The 15,449-nt window shown below is 39.7% G+C and carries 16 protein-coding genes and 1 pseudogene; 14 read left to right on the top strand and 3 right to left on the bottom strand.

Features of this window, described 5'->3' with window-relative positions; all coding sequences use genetic code 11:
• Positions 1-99: 99 nt before the first annotated feature.
• Positions 100-558 (top strand): LPP20 family lipoprotein, encoded by a 459-nt coding sequence (locus tag P20480_RS01590; protein ID WP_033019180.1) that lies wholly within the window; start codon positions 100-102, stop codon positions 556-558.
• Between the two features lie 245 nt (positions 559-803).
• On the opposite strand, the gene flgN is transcribed toward P20480_RS01590, so the two are convergent.
• The 3 genes from flgN to flgA form a co-directional block, all read right to left on the bottom strand.
• Positions 804-1,235 carry a flagellar protein FlgN gene (gene flgN, locus P20480_RS01595; protein ID WP_010555884.1) on the bottom strand — a complete coding sequence of 144 codons (432 nt, stop codon included), beginning with the start codon at positions 1,233-1,235 and terminating at the stop codon, positions 804-806.
• Positions 1,228-1,548, bottom strand: coding sequence for a flagellar biosynthesis anti-sigma factor FlgM (flgM, locus tag P20480_RS01600; RefSeq protein WP_006792694.1), 321 nt, complete (start codon positions 1,546-1,548; stop codon positions 1,228-1,230). Before flgM ends, flgN begins: the two co-directional genes overlap by 8 nt.
• 75 nt (positions 1,549-1,623) lie before the next feature.
• The gene (flgA, locus tag P20480_RS01605; protein ID WP_008132684.1) at positions 1,624-2,271 is read right to left on the bottom strand and encodes a flagellar basal body P-ring formation chaperone FlgA; all 648 of its coding nucleotides are present in this window, start codon (positions 2,269-2,271) and stop codon (positions 1,624-1,626) included.
• A 203-nt stretch (positions 2,272-2,474) separates the two neighbouring features.
• On the opposite strand from flgA, the gene P20480_RS01610 reads away from it, so the two are divergent.
• The 13 genes and pseudogenes from P20480_RS01610 (at position 2,475) to flgL (ending at position 15,233) form a co-directional block, all read left to right on the top strand.
• Positions 2,475-3,407: a chemotaxis protein CheV gene (locus P20480_RS01610; RefSeq protein ID WP_006792696.1), complete on the top strand. Its 933-nt coding sequence runs from the start codon at positions 2,475-2,477 to the stop codon at positions 3,405-3,407.
• A 20-nt stretch (positions 3,408-3,427) separates the two neighbouring features.
• On the top strand, positions 3,428-4,258 hold the full coding sequence (locus tag P20480_RS01615) for a CheR family methyltransferase (protein ID WP_006792697.1): 831 nt from the start codon (positions 3,428-3,430) through the stop codon (positions 4,256-4,258).
• A gap of 141 nt (positions 4,259-4,399) precedes the next feature.
• Positions 4,400-4,807 (top strand): flagellar basal body rod protein FlgB, encoded by a 408-nt coding sequence (flgB, locus tag P20480_RS01620; RefSeq protein WP_008132681.1) that lies wholly within the window; start codon positions 4,400-4,402, stop codon positions 4,805-4,807.
• A 5-nt stretch (positions 4,808-4,812) separates the two neighbouring features.
• On the top strand, positions 4,813-5,244 hold the full coding sequence (flgC, locus tag P20480_RS01625) for a flagellar basal body rod protein FlgC (protein WP_006792699.1): 432 nt from the start codon (positions 4,813-4,815) through the stop codon (positions 5,242-5,244).
• A gap of 13 nt (positions 5,245-5,257) precedes the next feature.
• Positions 5,258-5,938, top strand: coding sequence for a flagellar hook assembly protein FlgD (locus P20480_RS01630; protein ID WP_006792700.1), 681 nt, complete (start codon positions 5,258-5,260; stop codon positions 5,936-5,938).
• A 59-nt stretch (positions 5,939-5,997) separates the two neighbouring features.
• Positions 5,998-7,362 carry a flagellar hook protein FlgE gene (flgE, locus tag P20480_RS01635; protein WP_006792701.1) on the top strand — a complete coding sequence of 455 codons (1,365 nt, stop codon included), beginning with the start codon at positions 5,998-6,000 and terminating at the stop codon, positions 7,360-7,362.
• A gap of 156 nt (positions 7,363-7,518) precedes the next feature.
• Positions 7,519-8,262, top strand: a complete 744-nt coding sequence (locus tag P20480_RS01640; RefSeq protein ID WP_006792702.1) for a flagellar basal body rod protein FlgF — start codon at positions 7,519-7,521, stop codon at positions 8,260-8,262.
• 20 nt (positions 8,263-8,282) lie between these two features.
• Positions 8,283-9,070 (top strand): annotated as a pseudogene (gene flgG / locus P20480_RS18800) (flagellar basal-body rod protein FlgG).
• A gap of 15 nt (positions 9,071-9,085) precedes the next feature.
• Positions 9,086-9,769 carry a flagellar basal body L-ring protein FlgH gene (gene flgH / locus P20480_RS01645; RefSeq protein WP_008132667.1) on the top strand — a complete coding sequence of 228 codons (684 nt, stop codon included), beginning with the start codon at positions 9,086-9,088 and terminating at the stop codon, positions 9,767-9,769.
• Between the two features lie 12 nt (positions 9,770-9,781).
• Entirely contained in the window at positions 9,782-10,876 is a 1,095-nt protein-coding gene (locus tag P20480_RS01650) for a flagellar basal body P-ring protein FlgI (RefSeq protein ID WP_006792705.1), read from the top strand.
• A gap of 122 nt (positions 10,877-10,998) precedes the next feature.
• Positions 10,999-11,994, top strand: coding sequence for a flagellar assembly peptidoglycan hydrolase FlgJ (gene flgJ, locus P20480_RS01655; protein ID WP_008132666.1), 996 nt, complete (start codon positions 10,999-11,001; stop codon positions 11,992-11,994).
• The gene (gene flgK / locus P20480_RS01660) at positions 11,995-13,998 is read left to right on the top strand and encodes a flagellar hook-associated protein FlgK (RefSeq protein ID WP_008132665.1); all 2,004 of its coding nucleotides are present in this window, start codon (positions 11,995-11,997) and stop codon (positions 13,996-13,998) included.
• Positions 13,999-14,000: 2 nt separating this feature from the next.
• Positions 14,001-15,233, top strand: coding sequence for a flagellar hook-associated protein FlgL (gene flgL / locus P20480_RS01665; RefSeq protein ID WP_008132664.1), 1,233 nt, complete (start codon positions 14,001-14,003; stop codon positions 15,231-15,233).
• Positions 15,234-15,449 lie beyond the last annotated feature (216 nt).

Genomic DNA, 15,449 nt, shown 5'->3' with positions numbered 1-15,449 from the left:
GCAAGGACTGTACCAATGTTATTAATCAATAAAAATAACGTTATAAATGGCATTAAACATGCATATACCACCGTAATTAATTTACTAGGGCACAAAATTATGCGAGCAATTTCATTAGTTATTACACTTGGGTGTTTAACCTTGAGTGGGTGCAGCAGCGTGTTTGATAAGCATGTTGAGTACAAATATGTTGAGCCTAATAATTACCCGGTATTAAAAGCGGTAGGTTATGCACCTATTAGTTTACAAAAAGGGGCAAGCGCATCACAAAAGCAGCTTATGGCTATTAAAGCCTCTAAACTTGAAGCATACAGAGAGCTTACAGAGCAAGTATATGGGCAAAAGGTAACTGCGGGTATGAGCGTTGAAAACGCAGTCGCTAAGGATGATTATCTAGAAAGCAAAGTGCAGGGCGTTATTAAAGGTGCACAAATTATAAAAACGTATGCAGTAGACGACACATACGTCACTGAGCTTGAACTCAATATGAAGCGCGTGCATGATTTATATATTGGCGAAATAAAACCACGTGAAGTAAAAAAAGTAACGTATTACTGATAAATTGACGTTCGAAATAAATTTTACAGCTGTACGTTTAGTATTTAGGCAAGTTAGAATTTTAAGTATACAGCAGTTTAAATATTACAATGCGCCAACTAAACAGTCTCACCAGAGTAAAAAAACCTCAGTCAAAAAGGTTAGACGCAGCTTGGCTCAATTTTTGGGTTTTCAAGTTTGAGATACCGGTAACTAGCAGGTTTAAATATTATTAAAGTAGATAATTTGGCTGAAGCGTTTTGAGTTTATGCTTTTAAATTTCTGACAAGCTGACCGTTGGTGTTAACTTCACCGCCAGACTGATTATATGTGGTGGACGATGGGGCACCAATTAAAATGTTTTTTAGTTGTTTTACACTAAGCTGCGCCTGATGTGCTGCATGCGCGTTTACTTCGTTTTGTTTTTGGCATTTCTCTAACTTACTGCGAACTTGGGCTATGAGCTCGGGAAGCTCTTCAGACTGTTCGTCATTTTTAGCAAGTAACTTGTTCAGCTCTTGATCTAGGCTATTTAGCTTGGTTAAAAAAGTCATTTTTTGTTGGGTAATTTCTTTTAAACCTTCACCTCTTCTTGAGGCAATAGCTGTTAGCTCGTCGTTTAATAAAACAGAGAGAGAATCTAAACACTTATCTTGCTCGTTTAGCTTAACAATAATTAAGCTATTATGATCAGCCATAGACATCAAACTCGAAGTCAGCTAAATTTTTGGCAAGCTTTTCACTGTCTATTTGGTACTTGCCTTCAGTGATTGCTTTTTTTAGCTCAGCAACTTTATTACTGTCAAAACCAGAAGATTGCTGTGCTTTTTCTTGCAGTGTTTTTAATTGCTGTGCTTGTGGTGTTAAGCTTACAGAATCGCTAGCAGCTTTAGGCGTAGCCGATTGAGCTGCTTGTGTATTTGCATTATCTCTTTGCAAATCAACCTTTTGTTGTTTAGCATTAGCTAAAGCGCTTGGTTGTTGATTACCTGAATTGACTTGATTAACCATAATAAAAATCCATAATTTACCCAACTAATACCAGTATATCGGCATATCTTTAGTAAACTTTAATATTATTTTTAATTAAATATTTACTTGTACAGACTCTACACCATCTACACGCGCATTTAAAACTTTACCTGTTTTTTTGTTCTCTACAAGTATTTGTTCGCCCAGAGTGCCATCTTCAAGCGCAACACCGGTCGTTTTTATCTGTAAGCCTTTTGTGCTTGCATAAATATTAATAGCATCACCTTTGCATACCATACATATTTGATTGAGCAATATTGGCATACCTTCGCGAATGTTGCGTTTACTTCGACTGCCAATAAGTGCTTTAGGATCGTCTTGATATTGCACTCTTACAAAGTGTGTCGGTTTCATTTCAACGGTTAGGTGAGCGCTGGTTATTACTTCACCGCGCGCAATATTATCAGTTGTTACAACAACTGGCGCCATTTTTAGCACCTTTATATGTACGTATTGTGCCCAGCTTTGTGCATCGTCGCATTTTATTTGTATTGTAATTTGTCTGTTAAACGGTGGTTCACTTGATGAAATAATATCAGGTGTTGTTGAACAAGCACGATCAGGTATACGGCTGTCTAATGGCAATGCACTGAGATGTATTTGCTCACTATCGTGTTCGCCAATTTGCTCAGCAATGTATTTTACAGCCATTTCTTGTAGTGATGCTTTGCTAAATACTTGTGCAGATACAGGGAATGCCATTCCTAGGCTAGTAACAAAATAAAAAACACTGTATCTTTTGTATTTTTTTTAACAAACTCATAATGTTTCGACTATGCTTATGGTTTCAAACAGGGTATAAATATTTTGCGTCAAAATTAAGACGCTCCCACGATGTTGTGTAGCTTTGTATATGTAGGAAGCAATTATCGTTCCGTATTATTTGTTTTCTAAAGGAGATTTTAATGGCAGGCATTTTAGACTCAGTAAACCAGCGTACTCAGTTGGTTGGCCAGAACCGCCTAGAATTACTATTATTTAAACTCAGAGGGCGCCAGCGTTTTGGGATCAATGTATTTAAGGTAAGAGAAGTCCTTCAATGTCCTCCGCTTACTAGTATGCCAAAATCGAATTCTTATATTCGTGGTGTAGCTCATATTCGTGGACAAACTATTTCTGTCATAGATTTATCTATGGCGGTAGGTGGACGTCCAATCGATAACATCAAAGACAGCTTTATCATAATTGCTGAATATAATCGCTCAGTGCAAGGTTTTTTGGTCGGTGGTGTTGAACGTATAGTTAATATGAACTGGGAAAAAATAATGCCACCACCTTCTGGTGCCGGACGTTATTCATATTTAACCGCCGTTACTGAAATAGAAAACGAGCTAGTAGAAATTTTAGATGTTGAAAAAATATTAAATGAAATTTGCCCTGTTAACACAGAAGTAAGTTCTGAAGTTGCTGAAAGTGGTGACATTCAAAAAGATTTAGGTGAACGAATTGTATTTATAGCTGATGACAGTGCGGTTGCGCGAAATCAGGTAAAACGAGCACTTGAGCCGCTGGGTGTACAAACTGAGTTGGCTAAAAATGGCAAAGAAGCACTCGTAAGATTAAAAGAAATTGCCAAGCTTGATTGTCAAACAGATATTACAGAACGTGTTGCTTTGCTTATATCTGATGTTGAAATGCCTGAAATGGATGGCTATACACTAACTGCAGAAATAAAAGCAGATCCTAAACTTGCCCCTTTGCATGTCATTTTGCATACATCACTGAGTGGTGTATTTAACCAAGCAATGATTGAAAAGGTTGGGGCTGACGATTTTATTGCCAAATTTAACCCTGATGAATTAGCCACGGCGGTTAAAAAGTGGGTTCATTGTGAATAATCAAAACAGGTGCTACTAATTTGAATAATAAAGACTTGCAGCAAAATGAATACGATCAGTTCCGTTCGTTTTTAGAACAGCAATGCGGTATTGTTCTTGGTGAAAACAAGCAATACTTGGTAAAAAGTAGACTTGCGCCCCTTATGGCTCGTTTTGATGTAGGGTCGTTATCTGAACTTGTTAGCAAAACACTCGGGCCGCATGAGAGGCAATTGCGCGCGGCTGTTGTTGATGCGATGACTACAAACGAGACCTTGTGGTTCAGAGACCAATACCCCTTTGAGCTACTTCAGAACAGATTGTTTCCTGAGTTTAAAGATTTGAGGCGGCCTGTAAAAATTTGGTCTGCAGCTAGTTCGTCTGGTCAAGAGCCTTATTCTATTGCTATGTCGGTTGCTGAGTTTCAATCTAAGCAGCCTAACGTTTTAAAAATGGGTGCTCAGATCATTGGTACTGATATTTCTAACACTATGCTAGACATGTGTAAAAATGGCGAGTATGACGCGTTAGCTTTGGCGCGCGGGTTGTCTGCAGAACGTCGAAAAAAGTTTTTTACAGACAGCGGCAATGGTATGGCAAAAGTTAACGACACTTTGAAAAGACAAGTGAGCTTTAGGCATTTAAATTTACTAGATTCGTATGCATTAATGGGTAAATTCGATATTATTTTTTGCCGCAATGTACTTATTTACTTCTCTCCAGAGGTAAAAGCAAAAATTATTAAACAATTTGCACAAGCGCTTAATCCTAAAGGTTATTTATTTTTAGGGGCTTCGGAGTCAATGGCCGGGTTGAGTGACGAATTTGATATGGTTAGATGCAACCCTGGCATTATTTACCAAAAGAAATAAACCTTTTTTCTTTCCTTCAAAACGACACATCATGTGTCGTTTTTCATTTTAAATCATTCGATTACAAAAAATATAATTACTCAATTATAAATGGCTTATTTATTGCTTTATTCAAGTTAAGTCAATTTTTTGGAGATGGTTATGGCTATCAGTTTTGATAAAGCTTTAGGTGTGCATCAGCATACTATGTTGATCCGTTCACAACGAGCAGAAGTGCTAGCAAGTAATATTGCTAATGCTGATACGCCGGGCTACAAAGCAAAAGATATTAACTTTGCCTCAGCATTAAAAGCGGCAAAATCACACCAGCAAAGCGGCAATACAATGGTAACTACTAATGAAAAACACATTGGTGGTGGTACCCGTAGTGTGGGTGGTGATGAATTATTTCGTACGCCAAATCAAACAGATACAGGTGATGGTAACTCAGTGGATGTACAGGTGGAACGGAACTTGTATACACAGAATGCTATGGAGTATCAGGCTAGCTTACAATTTTTAAGCGGCACATTTAAAGGCCTGAATAAAGCTCTCGGTAGTCAAGGATAATAATTATGAGTTTATATAACGTTTTTGATATTGCTGGTTCTGGTATGAGCGCACAGAATGTTCGTTTAAATACCACTGCGAGTAATATTTCGAATGCTAATACAATTAGCTCTTCTCAAGACAAAACGTACCGAGCGCGACAACCTGTATTTGCTGCAGAGCTTACCAAAGCTTCTGAGTCGGTAAGTAATAATCAGGGCTCTTCTGTTGGTGTTAAAGTGCTGGGCATTGTTGAAAGCAGTGCACCACTGCAGATTGAATACAACCCTAATCACCCGAGTGCGGATGAAAATGGTTATATCTACAAACCCAACGTTAATGTTGTAGAGGAGATGGCGAACATGATTTCTGCCTCTCGCTCTTATGAAACAAACGTGCAAGTTGCTGATGCAGCTAAGCAAATGTTAAGTAAAACTCTGCTGCTAGGTCAGCGTTAACCGAGGGTAGGTTATGAGTAACGATATTAGTACATCTTCATCCTATTTAGATTCTTTGCGTTGGCAGGATACAACACCAACGACAACCGAAGAGCAAAGCGATGCGTTAACTCAAGAAGATTTCTTCTCGTTGTTAACTCAGCAGTTATCGTTTCAGGATCCGAGTAAACCTGCTGATAACGATCAAATGATTGCACAAATGACCAATTTCACAATGGCTGAAGGTATCTCAAATCTTAATAGTAACTTTGAGTCGCTTGCAGCTTCGATGACATCTAACTCTGCTTTGCAGGCATCAACATTGGTTGGTAAGCAAGCATTACTTGAGTCGGATTCCTTAGATTTAAATGCAACGGGTGAAGCGAAAGGTTCCGTCGTTGCAGAAAGCCCAGTAGATAGCTTAACGCTTCGTATTACTGATGAGTCAGGTCAATTAGTTCGCAGTATTGATTTAGGTTCACAGTCTGCTGGTGCAATACGCTTTGCTTGGGATGGTAAAAACGAAGCCGGTGAGCGGTTGCCTGAGGGTGAATACAATATTGTAGCTGAAGGCAGTACAAATGGTGAGTTTTCAAGCTTACCCATTGCTACGTTCAAGAATATTGAAAGTGTAAATATAAACGGTGCCAATGGCATCATTATTAACACTAAAGAAGGTGCGGTTAGGCTGACTGATGTCGCAGAGATCGCGTAATAGAGTTTGATAATATTTCGCCTGTTTGCAGGCTGTATTTAATAGGTTAGAGGTCAATTATGAGCTTCAATATTGCATTAACAGGCATAGCTGCCGCACAAAAAGATTTAGACGTTACCGCAAATAATATTGCGAACGTTAATACAACCGGCTTTAAAGAGTCTCGCGCTGAGTTTGCAGATGTATATGCTTCTTCAGTGTTTAGTTCAGGTAGAACTAAAAATGGTGACGGTGTTCAAACCACTATGGTTGCTCAGCAATTTCACCAAGGTTCGCTGCAATTTACTAATAACTCACTTGATCTAGCGATTACAGGCGAGGGTTATTTTGCAATGAGCCAAGACTTGGGCGCGCAAGACTTTACTTATACGCGAGCAGGCGCTTTTAAATTAGATAAAGATAACTTTGTAGTTGATGCAAAGGGTAATTACTTACAAGGTTTCCCTGTTGATGAAGCAACAGGTGATACAACGTCTGTAAGTTTGAGCACATCGTCTGCATTGCAGATCCCAGATTCATCGGGTTCACCACGTGCAACGACTAATGTTTACAGCTCATTTAACTTAGACTCTCGTGCAGATGCGCCTTCGATTGCTTTTGACCCAGAAACGAGTGCTTCATATAACAGCTCTACATCAACAACGGTTTATGACTCTCTGGGTGAACCCCATGTATTACAGTTTTTCTTTGTTAAAACTGATTCTGCAGTAACGGGTAATGATAACGAATGGGAAACTTACGCTACATTAGATGGCAAGTCATTCAGCCCTGCAGGTCTAGAAGAAACGGCAGCACCATTTACACCACTATCAACCTTTCAATTTGACTCAAGTGGCTTACCAAGTAGCACTGATGGTGTTGCTAATACAGGTACAACCTTTAACCCGCTTACTGTACCTGGTGGTGCGGGTGCGGCGGCTGGTTTATCTGATGTTTTAACTAATGGCGCAAGCTTTCCAGATGATATTGATATTAACTGGCGTGATGAAGCGGGCACTACAAATAAAGTGCCTACTCAATACGCAAGCCGATTTGAAGTTAAAGCGTTAGACCAAGATGGTGCTACGGTAGGTCGTTTGGCTGGCATAGATATTGGTACAGACGGCAAGGTTGTTGCATCATACAGTAATGGCGACTCAACATTTCTTGGTCAAGTTGCTATGGTGCGTTTTTCAAACTCGCAAGGCCTTCAACAAGTTGGTGATACTGCTTGGAAAAAAAGCTTAACGTCAGGTGAGCCAATTGCGGGTGAACCTGGTTCAGGTACTTTAGGTTCAATAAATTCATCAGCACTAGAGCAATCAAATGTGAATTTAACTAATGAGCTGGTTGACCTAATAAGTGCTCAGCGTAACTTCCAGGCTAACTCTCGTGCGCTTGAGGTTAACTCAACACTGCAACAGGCAATCTTACAGATTCGTTAATTTAATACTTAACATAATTTTAAGGGCTGCTTTTTAAAGTGGCCCTTTTTATTTTCACTTCATTTAGTTTGTTTTATAACCATTTTACATCATTTCCTATTGTGGCATCTATTTTGCATTTCTTGTGTATAGAGATTTTTAATATGAGTCGATGCTATGGACAAAATGGTCTACATTGCGGCCTCAGGCGCTAAACAAAGCCTACAGGGGCTGGCCCTTAAAGCCAATAATTTGGCGAATGCGAATACTACTGGATTTAAGTCAGACTTTGCACAAGCTCGCTCTATGCAGGCTTTTGGTGAAGGGTTGCCATCACGTGTGTTTTCTATGCAAGAGCGCCCAGGTTCTAATATGACCTCTGGTGGCATAGTTGAAACAGGTAGAGACCTCGACATTGCAATGAGTGATAACGCATGGTTAAGCGTCCAAGATGCCTCAGGCAATGAAGCTTACACCAAGGTGGGTACATTAAATATTACCGCTGAAGGTATGTTAATGACCAGCCATGGTCGTCAAGTAATTGGCGAAGGCGGGCCTGTCATTTTACCAGTACCGATTGAAAAAATTGAATTTAGTGAAGACGGTGCAATTCAAGTTCGCCCGCAGGGGGCGCCTGCTACATTTTTAGAAGAAGTTGACCGCTTGAAGGTGGTTGAAGCTAATAGCTTTCAACTAGAAAAAGGGAATGATGGTTTATTTAGGCCTAAGGCAGGAGAGGTTGTTGATACCTCTGCCAATGTCAAAGTATTAAGCGGAACCTTAGAAATGTCTAATGTGAACCCAGTTCACGAAATGGTCGATATGATCAGCCATCAACGTCAATTTGAGTTACAAGTAAAACTGATGAAAACAGCTGAAGATCTGGATAGATCACAAGATCAGCTGATGCGCATAGTTTAACTTTAAATGAGGACACGATTATGAATCCAGCATTGTGGATCAGTAAAACGGGGCTAGACGCTCAGCAAACCGATATTTCGGTTATATCAAACAATTTAGCGAATGCCAGTACGGTAGGTTATAAAAAAGCCGCGCTATTTTTGAAGATTTACTTTATCAAAATATTAACCAGCCAGGTGGGCGATCGTCGCAAGACACTGAAATGCCGTCTGGTTTAATGTTAGGTGCTGGTGCAAAAGTAGTGGCTAACCAAAAAAACTTTTCTCAGGGTAATATGCTAACCACTGAGAATTCATTGGATTGGATGATCTCAGGGCCTGGTTTTTTTGAAGTATTACAACCCGATGGCAATATTGCTTATTCGCGTAATGGGCAGTTTACTACCGATGGCGATGGTCGAATTGTCACGTCTGGTTCTGGTTATGTGGTGCAACCAGAAATGAATGTTCCCGATGATGCGCAATCAATTACTATTTCACAAGATGGTGAGGTATCTGTTCGTATTTCAGGTCAAGCTGATAATGTTGTGATTGGCCAGCTTACAATTAGCGATTTTATTAATCCATCGGGCCTTGAGCCTGTAGGGCAAAATCTTTATACCGAAACGGCAGTAAGTGGCGCGCCTGTGCAAGGTAACCCGGGTGTAGAAGGCTTAGGCACAATTATTCAGGGCTCACTTGAAACATCAAACGTAAATGTAACTGAAGAGCTGGTTAACCTAATTGAAACGCAGCGTATTTACGAAATGAACTCTAAAGTCATCTCGGCTGTTGACGAGATGATGAGTTACATCAATCAGCAATTATAAGGTGTAGGGGGAATTATGCGTCATTATATGTTATTTGCGGTAGGTACATTATTTTTAAGTGGCTGTGTTTCAACACAAAATAGTGATATTGTTCAAGATGACCCCTATTATGCGCCAATGTATCCTGAACCAAGTATGGAACCCGTAGTTGCAACAGGTTCGTTATTTAATACTAATGTGTCAAACGACTTATACGCAGATAGAAAAGCACTGCGTACTGGCGACATTATTACTGTAAATTTACAAGAGTCTACTCAAGCTACTAAAGCAGCTAAAACCGAAACCGATAAGCAATCTGATGCAAGCCTAGACCCTGTCATAGGGCTCGGAGGCCTTCCGGTCAATATAGGCGGCGATAGTATCCAGTTTGGCATTGGTAGTGACGCCTCTTTTACGGGGGATTCTAGATCAAATCAATCAAACAGCTTATTTGGCAATATTTCGGTCAATGTTATGCGTGTTTTACCTAACGGTAACTTAGTGATTCGCGGTGAAAAGTGGTTAACGTTAAACACTGGTGAAGAATTTATTCGTTTGGAAGGTTTAGTACGCCCGCAAGATGTGAGTTCTGATAATACAGTTGAGTCAAACCGAATAGCCAATGCGCGTATTCAGTACTCTGGTAAAGGGCAAACACAAGAAGCGCAAAGTGCAGGTTGGTTAACACGCTTTTTCAGCAGCTCGATTTTTCCTTTTTAGAGGGCATTCATTATGAATGTATTAAAGTTAATTTGTTTAATCACGCTAATAGGTTGCCAATTTTCGGCACATGCTGAGCGTATTAAAGATATTTCTATGGTCGAAGGGGTTAGATCGAACCAGTTGGTAGGTTATGGCTTAGTAGTGGGTTTACCCGGCACGGGTGAGCAGAGCCGCTTCACTCAGCAAAGTTTTAAAGGCATGTTAAGCAATTTTGGTATTTCGCTACCTGCAAATTTAAGCCCTAAAATTAAAAACGTTGCTGCCGTTGCTGTACATGCTGAATTACCCGCATTTAGAAAGCCAGGACAAACAATTGATATAACCGTTTCATCTATTGGTAGTGCGGGTAGCTTGCGCGGTGGTACGTTATTACAAACGTTTTTAAAAGGGGCTGATGGCAATGTATATGCCGTAGCTCAGGGTAGTTTAATAGTGGGGGGCTTAGGTGCCCAAGGCGCTGACGGCAGCCGTGTTGTTATTAATACCCCAACAGTTGGCCGTATTCCAAATGGCGCAACAGTAGAGCGTGAAGTTAAAAGTCCGTTTATGCAAGGCGATTTTATTACGTTTAACTTAAACCGCCCTGATTTTACAACGGCAAAGCGCCTTGAAAAAACAATTAACGATTTAGTCGGGCCTAACAGTGCAAAAGCAATTGATTCTGTGTCTGTTCGTGTGATTGCCCCTAGAGATGCTTCTCAACGTGTGTCTTATTTATCAACGCTTGAAAATCTTGAATTTAAACCTGCAGATATGTCTGCAAAAATTATCGTTAACTCGCGTACGGGCACCATTGTGATTGGTAAAAATGTCAAGTTACAGCCTGCAGCAATAACACATGGCGGGTTAACCGTCACCATTTCAGAGCAACAAAATGTGGCTCAACCTAATGCATTAGCTGAGGGCGAAACCGTTGTAACGCAGCAATCAATTATAGATGTAAATGAAGACGATTCGCGTGCATTTGTGTTTAACCCGGGTGTTAGTTTAGACGATTTAGTTCGTGCTATAAACGAGGTAGGCGCAGCGCCTGGCGATTTAATGGCTATTTTAGAGGCCCTTAAAGAAGCCGGAGCAATAAACGGTCAACTTGTTGTTATTTAATATTTATTAAGCTTTAGCAAAGCCTTTGCTAAAGCTTCCCTTTCACTCCATCATTCACATTTTCAATCTGGCTTAATTTTTGCATTTTAATTTGTATTATTCATTATTGTGTCAAAAAGCTGATGGAAACTAATCATCTAGACAAACAAAACTTTTTTGATTTAGGCAATTTAGATTCACTTCGTAAAGAAGCCTTAAGCGGTGGTGATGCATCAACCGATGCATCTAAAGCCGCTCTTAAAAAAGCAGCTGCGCAATTTGAAGCTATTTTTACCCAAATGCTACTTAAAAGTATGCGTAAAGCTAACGAAGCGTTTGAAGATAAAGAAAGCCCACTTAACTCAAGTAGCGTTAAGTTTTTTGAAGACATGCATGATCAACAGTTATCTACTGAGCTTTCATCAAATGGGTCTTTAGGCCTTGCTGATTTAATTGTTCAGCAGTTATCGCCAGACGGCAAAACTTTTATGCCGGGTTCTGTTTTGAGAACCACCAATGACTTTTTAAGTGATATGCGTGCGGGCTCTTCGCTTCCTCATACCCAAAATGAAGAAAAAGCTTCTGTTAATGTTCAAAACGATAAAACCGATTCTAAAGTGCCTGAAGCTCCTTCAGCGCCATTCAAAAGTACTGAAGAGTTTGTAACTACAGTATGGGAACACGCTAAAACAGCAGCACAAAAAATTGGCTTAAACCCTGCTGTTATGGTTGCACAAGCCGCACTTGAAACAGGTTGGGGTAAGCACATTATTAATAAAAGCGACGGTAACAGTTCAAATAACTTATTCAATATCAAATCAGATAAAAGCTGGGATGGCGAAAAAGCAAGTAAAGTAACCCTAGAGTTTGAACAAGGAACGCCTGTTAAAAAACAAGCAAGCTTTAGAGCTTATGACTCAATAAAAGAGAGCGTAAACGACTTTGTTGATTTTTTAACCCAAAACCCACGCTACCAAGAAGCATTACAAAATACAGCTAAGCCAAGCGAGTTTTTAGATTCATTACAAAAAGCCGGCTACGCAACGGATCCTAATTACGCTAGTAAAATAAAAAAAGTGCTTAACAGTGCTCAATTAAAAGATGTTGCAGCCAGTGTTATTCGCCAAGGAGTAAAGTAAATGTCGTTTAACTTATTAAACATTGCCAGTTCTGGGGTTAGAGCAAATTCGGAACTACTGCAAACGACAAGTAAAAATATAGCGAATGTAAATACCGAAGGCTATGTGCGAGAGCGCACAGAGCATACAACTATGGTTGATAACCAGGTAGGAAAAGGAGAAACCTATCGCTTGTTAAACCAGTTTGCCCAAGAGCAACTCAACAGAGACACCTCTAATAAAACGTTTTTTGATCAATTTGTTACAGAGTCAAACCGCGTTGATAGTTTGTTTTCAGAAGATTCTAATAGTTTATCTACTAGTATAAATTCATTGTTTAATAATGTTCAGGAGTCGTTAAATCAGCCTTCATCTACCGTTGCCCGCTCGCTGGTAATGACGGATGCTGAAAACTTAGTGAATCAAATGGACAGACTCTCAGGCATTGTTTTCGATCAGAAAAATATTGTAAATGAACAGCTAGACGTATTTACAGAAGAGGCAAATGGCTTAATTCAAAAAATTGGTACATTAAATCAAGATATTGCTGCTGTTAACGGCACCAATAACCAAGCCGATGCAAGTTCTACTTATAATGAACGCGATAAGGCAATCCGTGATTTATCAGAACTTATTGATATAGAAACACTGGATGGCCCAAATGGTGAAAAACTTGTATTTATGGGCACCGGTGAAGCGGTTGTAATGCAAAATGGCTCGTTTAATTTGTTTTCTATGCGTGGCGATCCTGATCCAAACTTTAAAGAACTTAGGTTAGATGTTAATGGGGGCAAGGCAGTGCCGCTTGAAGTTGATGTATCTAAATTAAAGGGAAAAATTGGTGGATTACTGGCATTTAGAGACGATGTGCTAGTCCCTGCTCAAAATCAAATTGGCCAAATGGGTTTAGCAATAGCCGATTCTTTTAATGAACAAAACAAGCTGGGTATGGACGCTAACGGAGAGCTCGGGGGTAATATTTTTAATATTCCTACGGTTGGTGGCTATGCTTATACCGCTAATACGGGTAGTTCAAGTATGACTGCAACCCTTGAAGCTGGTAAGGGCAGTGAATTGCCTGCAAGTGACTTTATAATTACTTATACCAGTGCTTCAACGGTCGAAATTCAGCCAATAGATAATAAAGGTGAGCCGCTAGGCACAGCATCGACAGCAAATATAACCGCTGGCGTCATTGATTCATCTACAATCACGAGTGGCGAATCGTTTGGTTTAGAAATTAATGTAGCTGGCGCTGCTAATGCAGGTGATCAGTTTCAAATAAAGCTTAACTCTGAGTCGGCGGCAAATATGTCTTTAGCAACCACTCGTGGTGAAGATTTAGCGCTTGCAGCACCAATAAGAACAGCAAACGACATTAACAACATAGGAAATGCCACGATTACGGTTGGTGAGGTAAATGATGTTACTACTGGTAGCTTTACAACGTCACCGGCAGGTCTTACAAATGGCCCTATTAGTGTTGTTAAAACCGCTAATCTAAATGAATACACAATAAGTGATGGTGTAAATACCAGTACTTTTACAGCAACTTTGCCAGCAAAAGACATGTTACAACAGGCAGGTAATGGCTTTGAACTATATGGTTTTGACTTTGATATTGAAGGCAGCCCTGAAACTGGCGATACATTCACACTTGAGTTTAACCAAGGTGGCTTTGATGATAACCGTAATGGTCAAAAGTTAGCGGGGTTACAGCAAGGTGAATTAGTGCGTCAAAATGTTGTTAGCGGTGCAAATTCAGACAACCACAAAACATTTAATCAAGCTTATGCAGGATTGGTAAGCGATATAGGTGTGGTAACTAACCAAGCAAAAACGAATGGGGAAGCATTTGAAGCGCTTGCTCAGCAATCTGAAGCCTGGTATGAATCGCTTTCTGGCGTAAACCTTGATGAAGAGGCTGCCAATTTATTACGTTTTCAACAGTCTTATGCGGCTTCTGCACAGGTACTTGCAACTGCTCGTACTGTTTTTGACACTATATTAAGTGCTGCGAGGTAATTATGCGCTTATCAAACAATTTGATGTACCAAAGTAGTTTAAATTCAATTTTGAACAATCAACAAAATGTTAGTAAGGCTCAAGAGCAAGTTAATACTCAAAAGCGTGTGTTAACGGCGTCGGATGATCCTGCAGCGGCTTCCCGCGCACTTCAATATACCGATAGAATACAGAGTAATGAGCAGTACAGTAAAAATATAACTATGCTTAATAGCCGCTTGAATATAGAAGAAGGTGCACTTGAAAACATCAAAAGCGCATTAGAGAGAGCGCATACTTTGACCATTCAATCAGGAAATGGTGTTTATAGTGCAGCTGACAGAGAGGGGCTTGCCGAAGAAATTAAGGCGCTTCAAAGTACAGTACTTGATTTAATGAACTCTAAAACTGAAGACGGGAAATACATTTTTTCTGGTTATCAGGATAATACACAGACTTACTCGCTCGATTCATCCACCGGTTTATATGTTTACGGCGGCGACCAAGGTCAGCATATGATTAAGATAGCTGAAGGGGTTGGTATTAAATCAAGTGATAATGGGTTTGATGCCTTTGAAAAAGTGGATGCGCGTTTAGATGTTGTTTCTAACGATGGAGTTGTATCAGGCGGTATTACAAGTTCTAAGGTGTATGTAACGGAACAAGGTCAATTTGATACGTTCCATAAACAGAACTATAACCCGGATCCATCGGCTGCCGCAGGTGCTAATACACTAAATGTGATCACTACGGCGGGATCACCTAATACTTATCAAATAGAGCAAGCAGGGACAATACTAGCAACCGGTAACATCAACGACTCTGTTATTAAGTTTGCAGGTATGGAGATAAGTGTTACGCCAGTTGCGACAGGCCAAATTGATATTACGCTTGAAGCGCCTAAAAAAGAAAATGTGCTTAACTCTATGAGTGAGCTAATAGCGGGCCTGACTAACCCTGCTTTAACTGAAGAAGAATTTGAGCAAGTCATTGCTGACTCGCTTGTTCAAATCTCGAACGCAAAAAATAATGTGTCTCTAACCCAAGCTGGACTGGGTGGACGAATCAATACAGCAGAAAAAGTACTGCAATCAAATACAGATTTAGATATTAATAACAAATCAGCACGATCTGACTTGGTTGATATAGATATAACAGAAGCAATAACTGAGTTAACCAAACAAGAAACAGCACTTCAGGCATCACAGGCAACCTTTGGCCGTTTAGCAAACCTTTCGTTGTTTGATTACTTATAATTAAACTCAGAGTAAGGCAATACTTTGCCTTACTCTGTAAAACTCTTCGCTTTGAATAAATACTTCTTTTAAATAAATTACTTACCTCACCAATAAAAGCACTTTAAGAACATTTATAATGATGTTTTTATTTAGCGATGACTTTAAATTTTTTTATTTTAATTAAATAAATTCAATAAGTTAAAAAATAAATTTGATTTTTTTAAAAAAAGCTAA

This window comes from Pseudoalteromonas sp. BSi20480 (assembly GCF_000241365.1).
Classification (GTDB): Bacteria; Pseudomonadota; Gammaproteobacteria; order Enterobacterales; family Alteromonadaceae; genus Pseudoalteromonas; species Pseudoalteromonas marina.
Note: the sequence above shows the minus strand (reverse complement) of the source record. Positions and strands in the feature narration are given on the sequence as shown.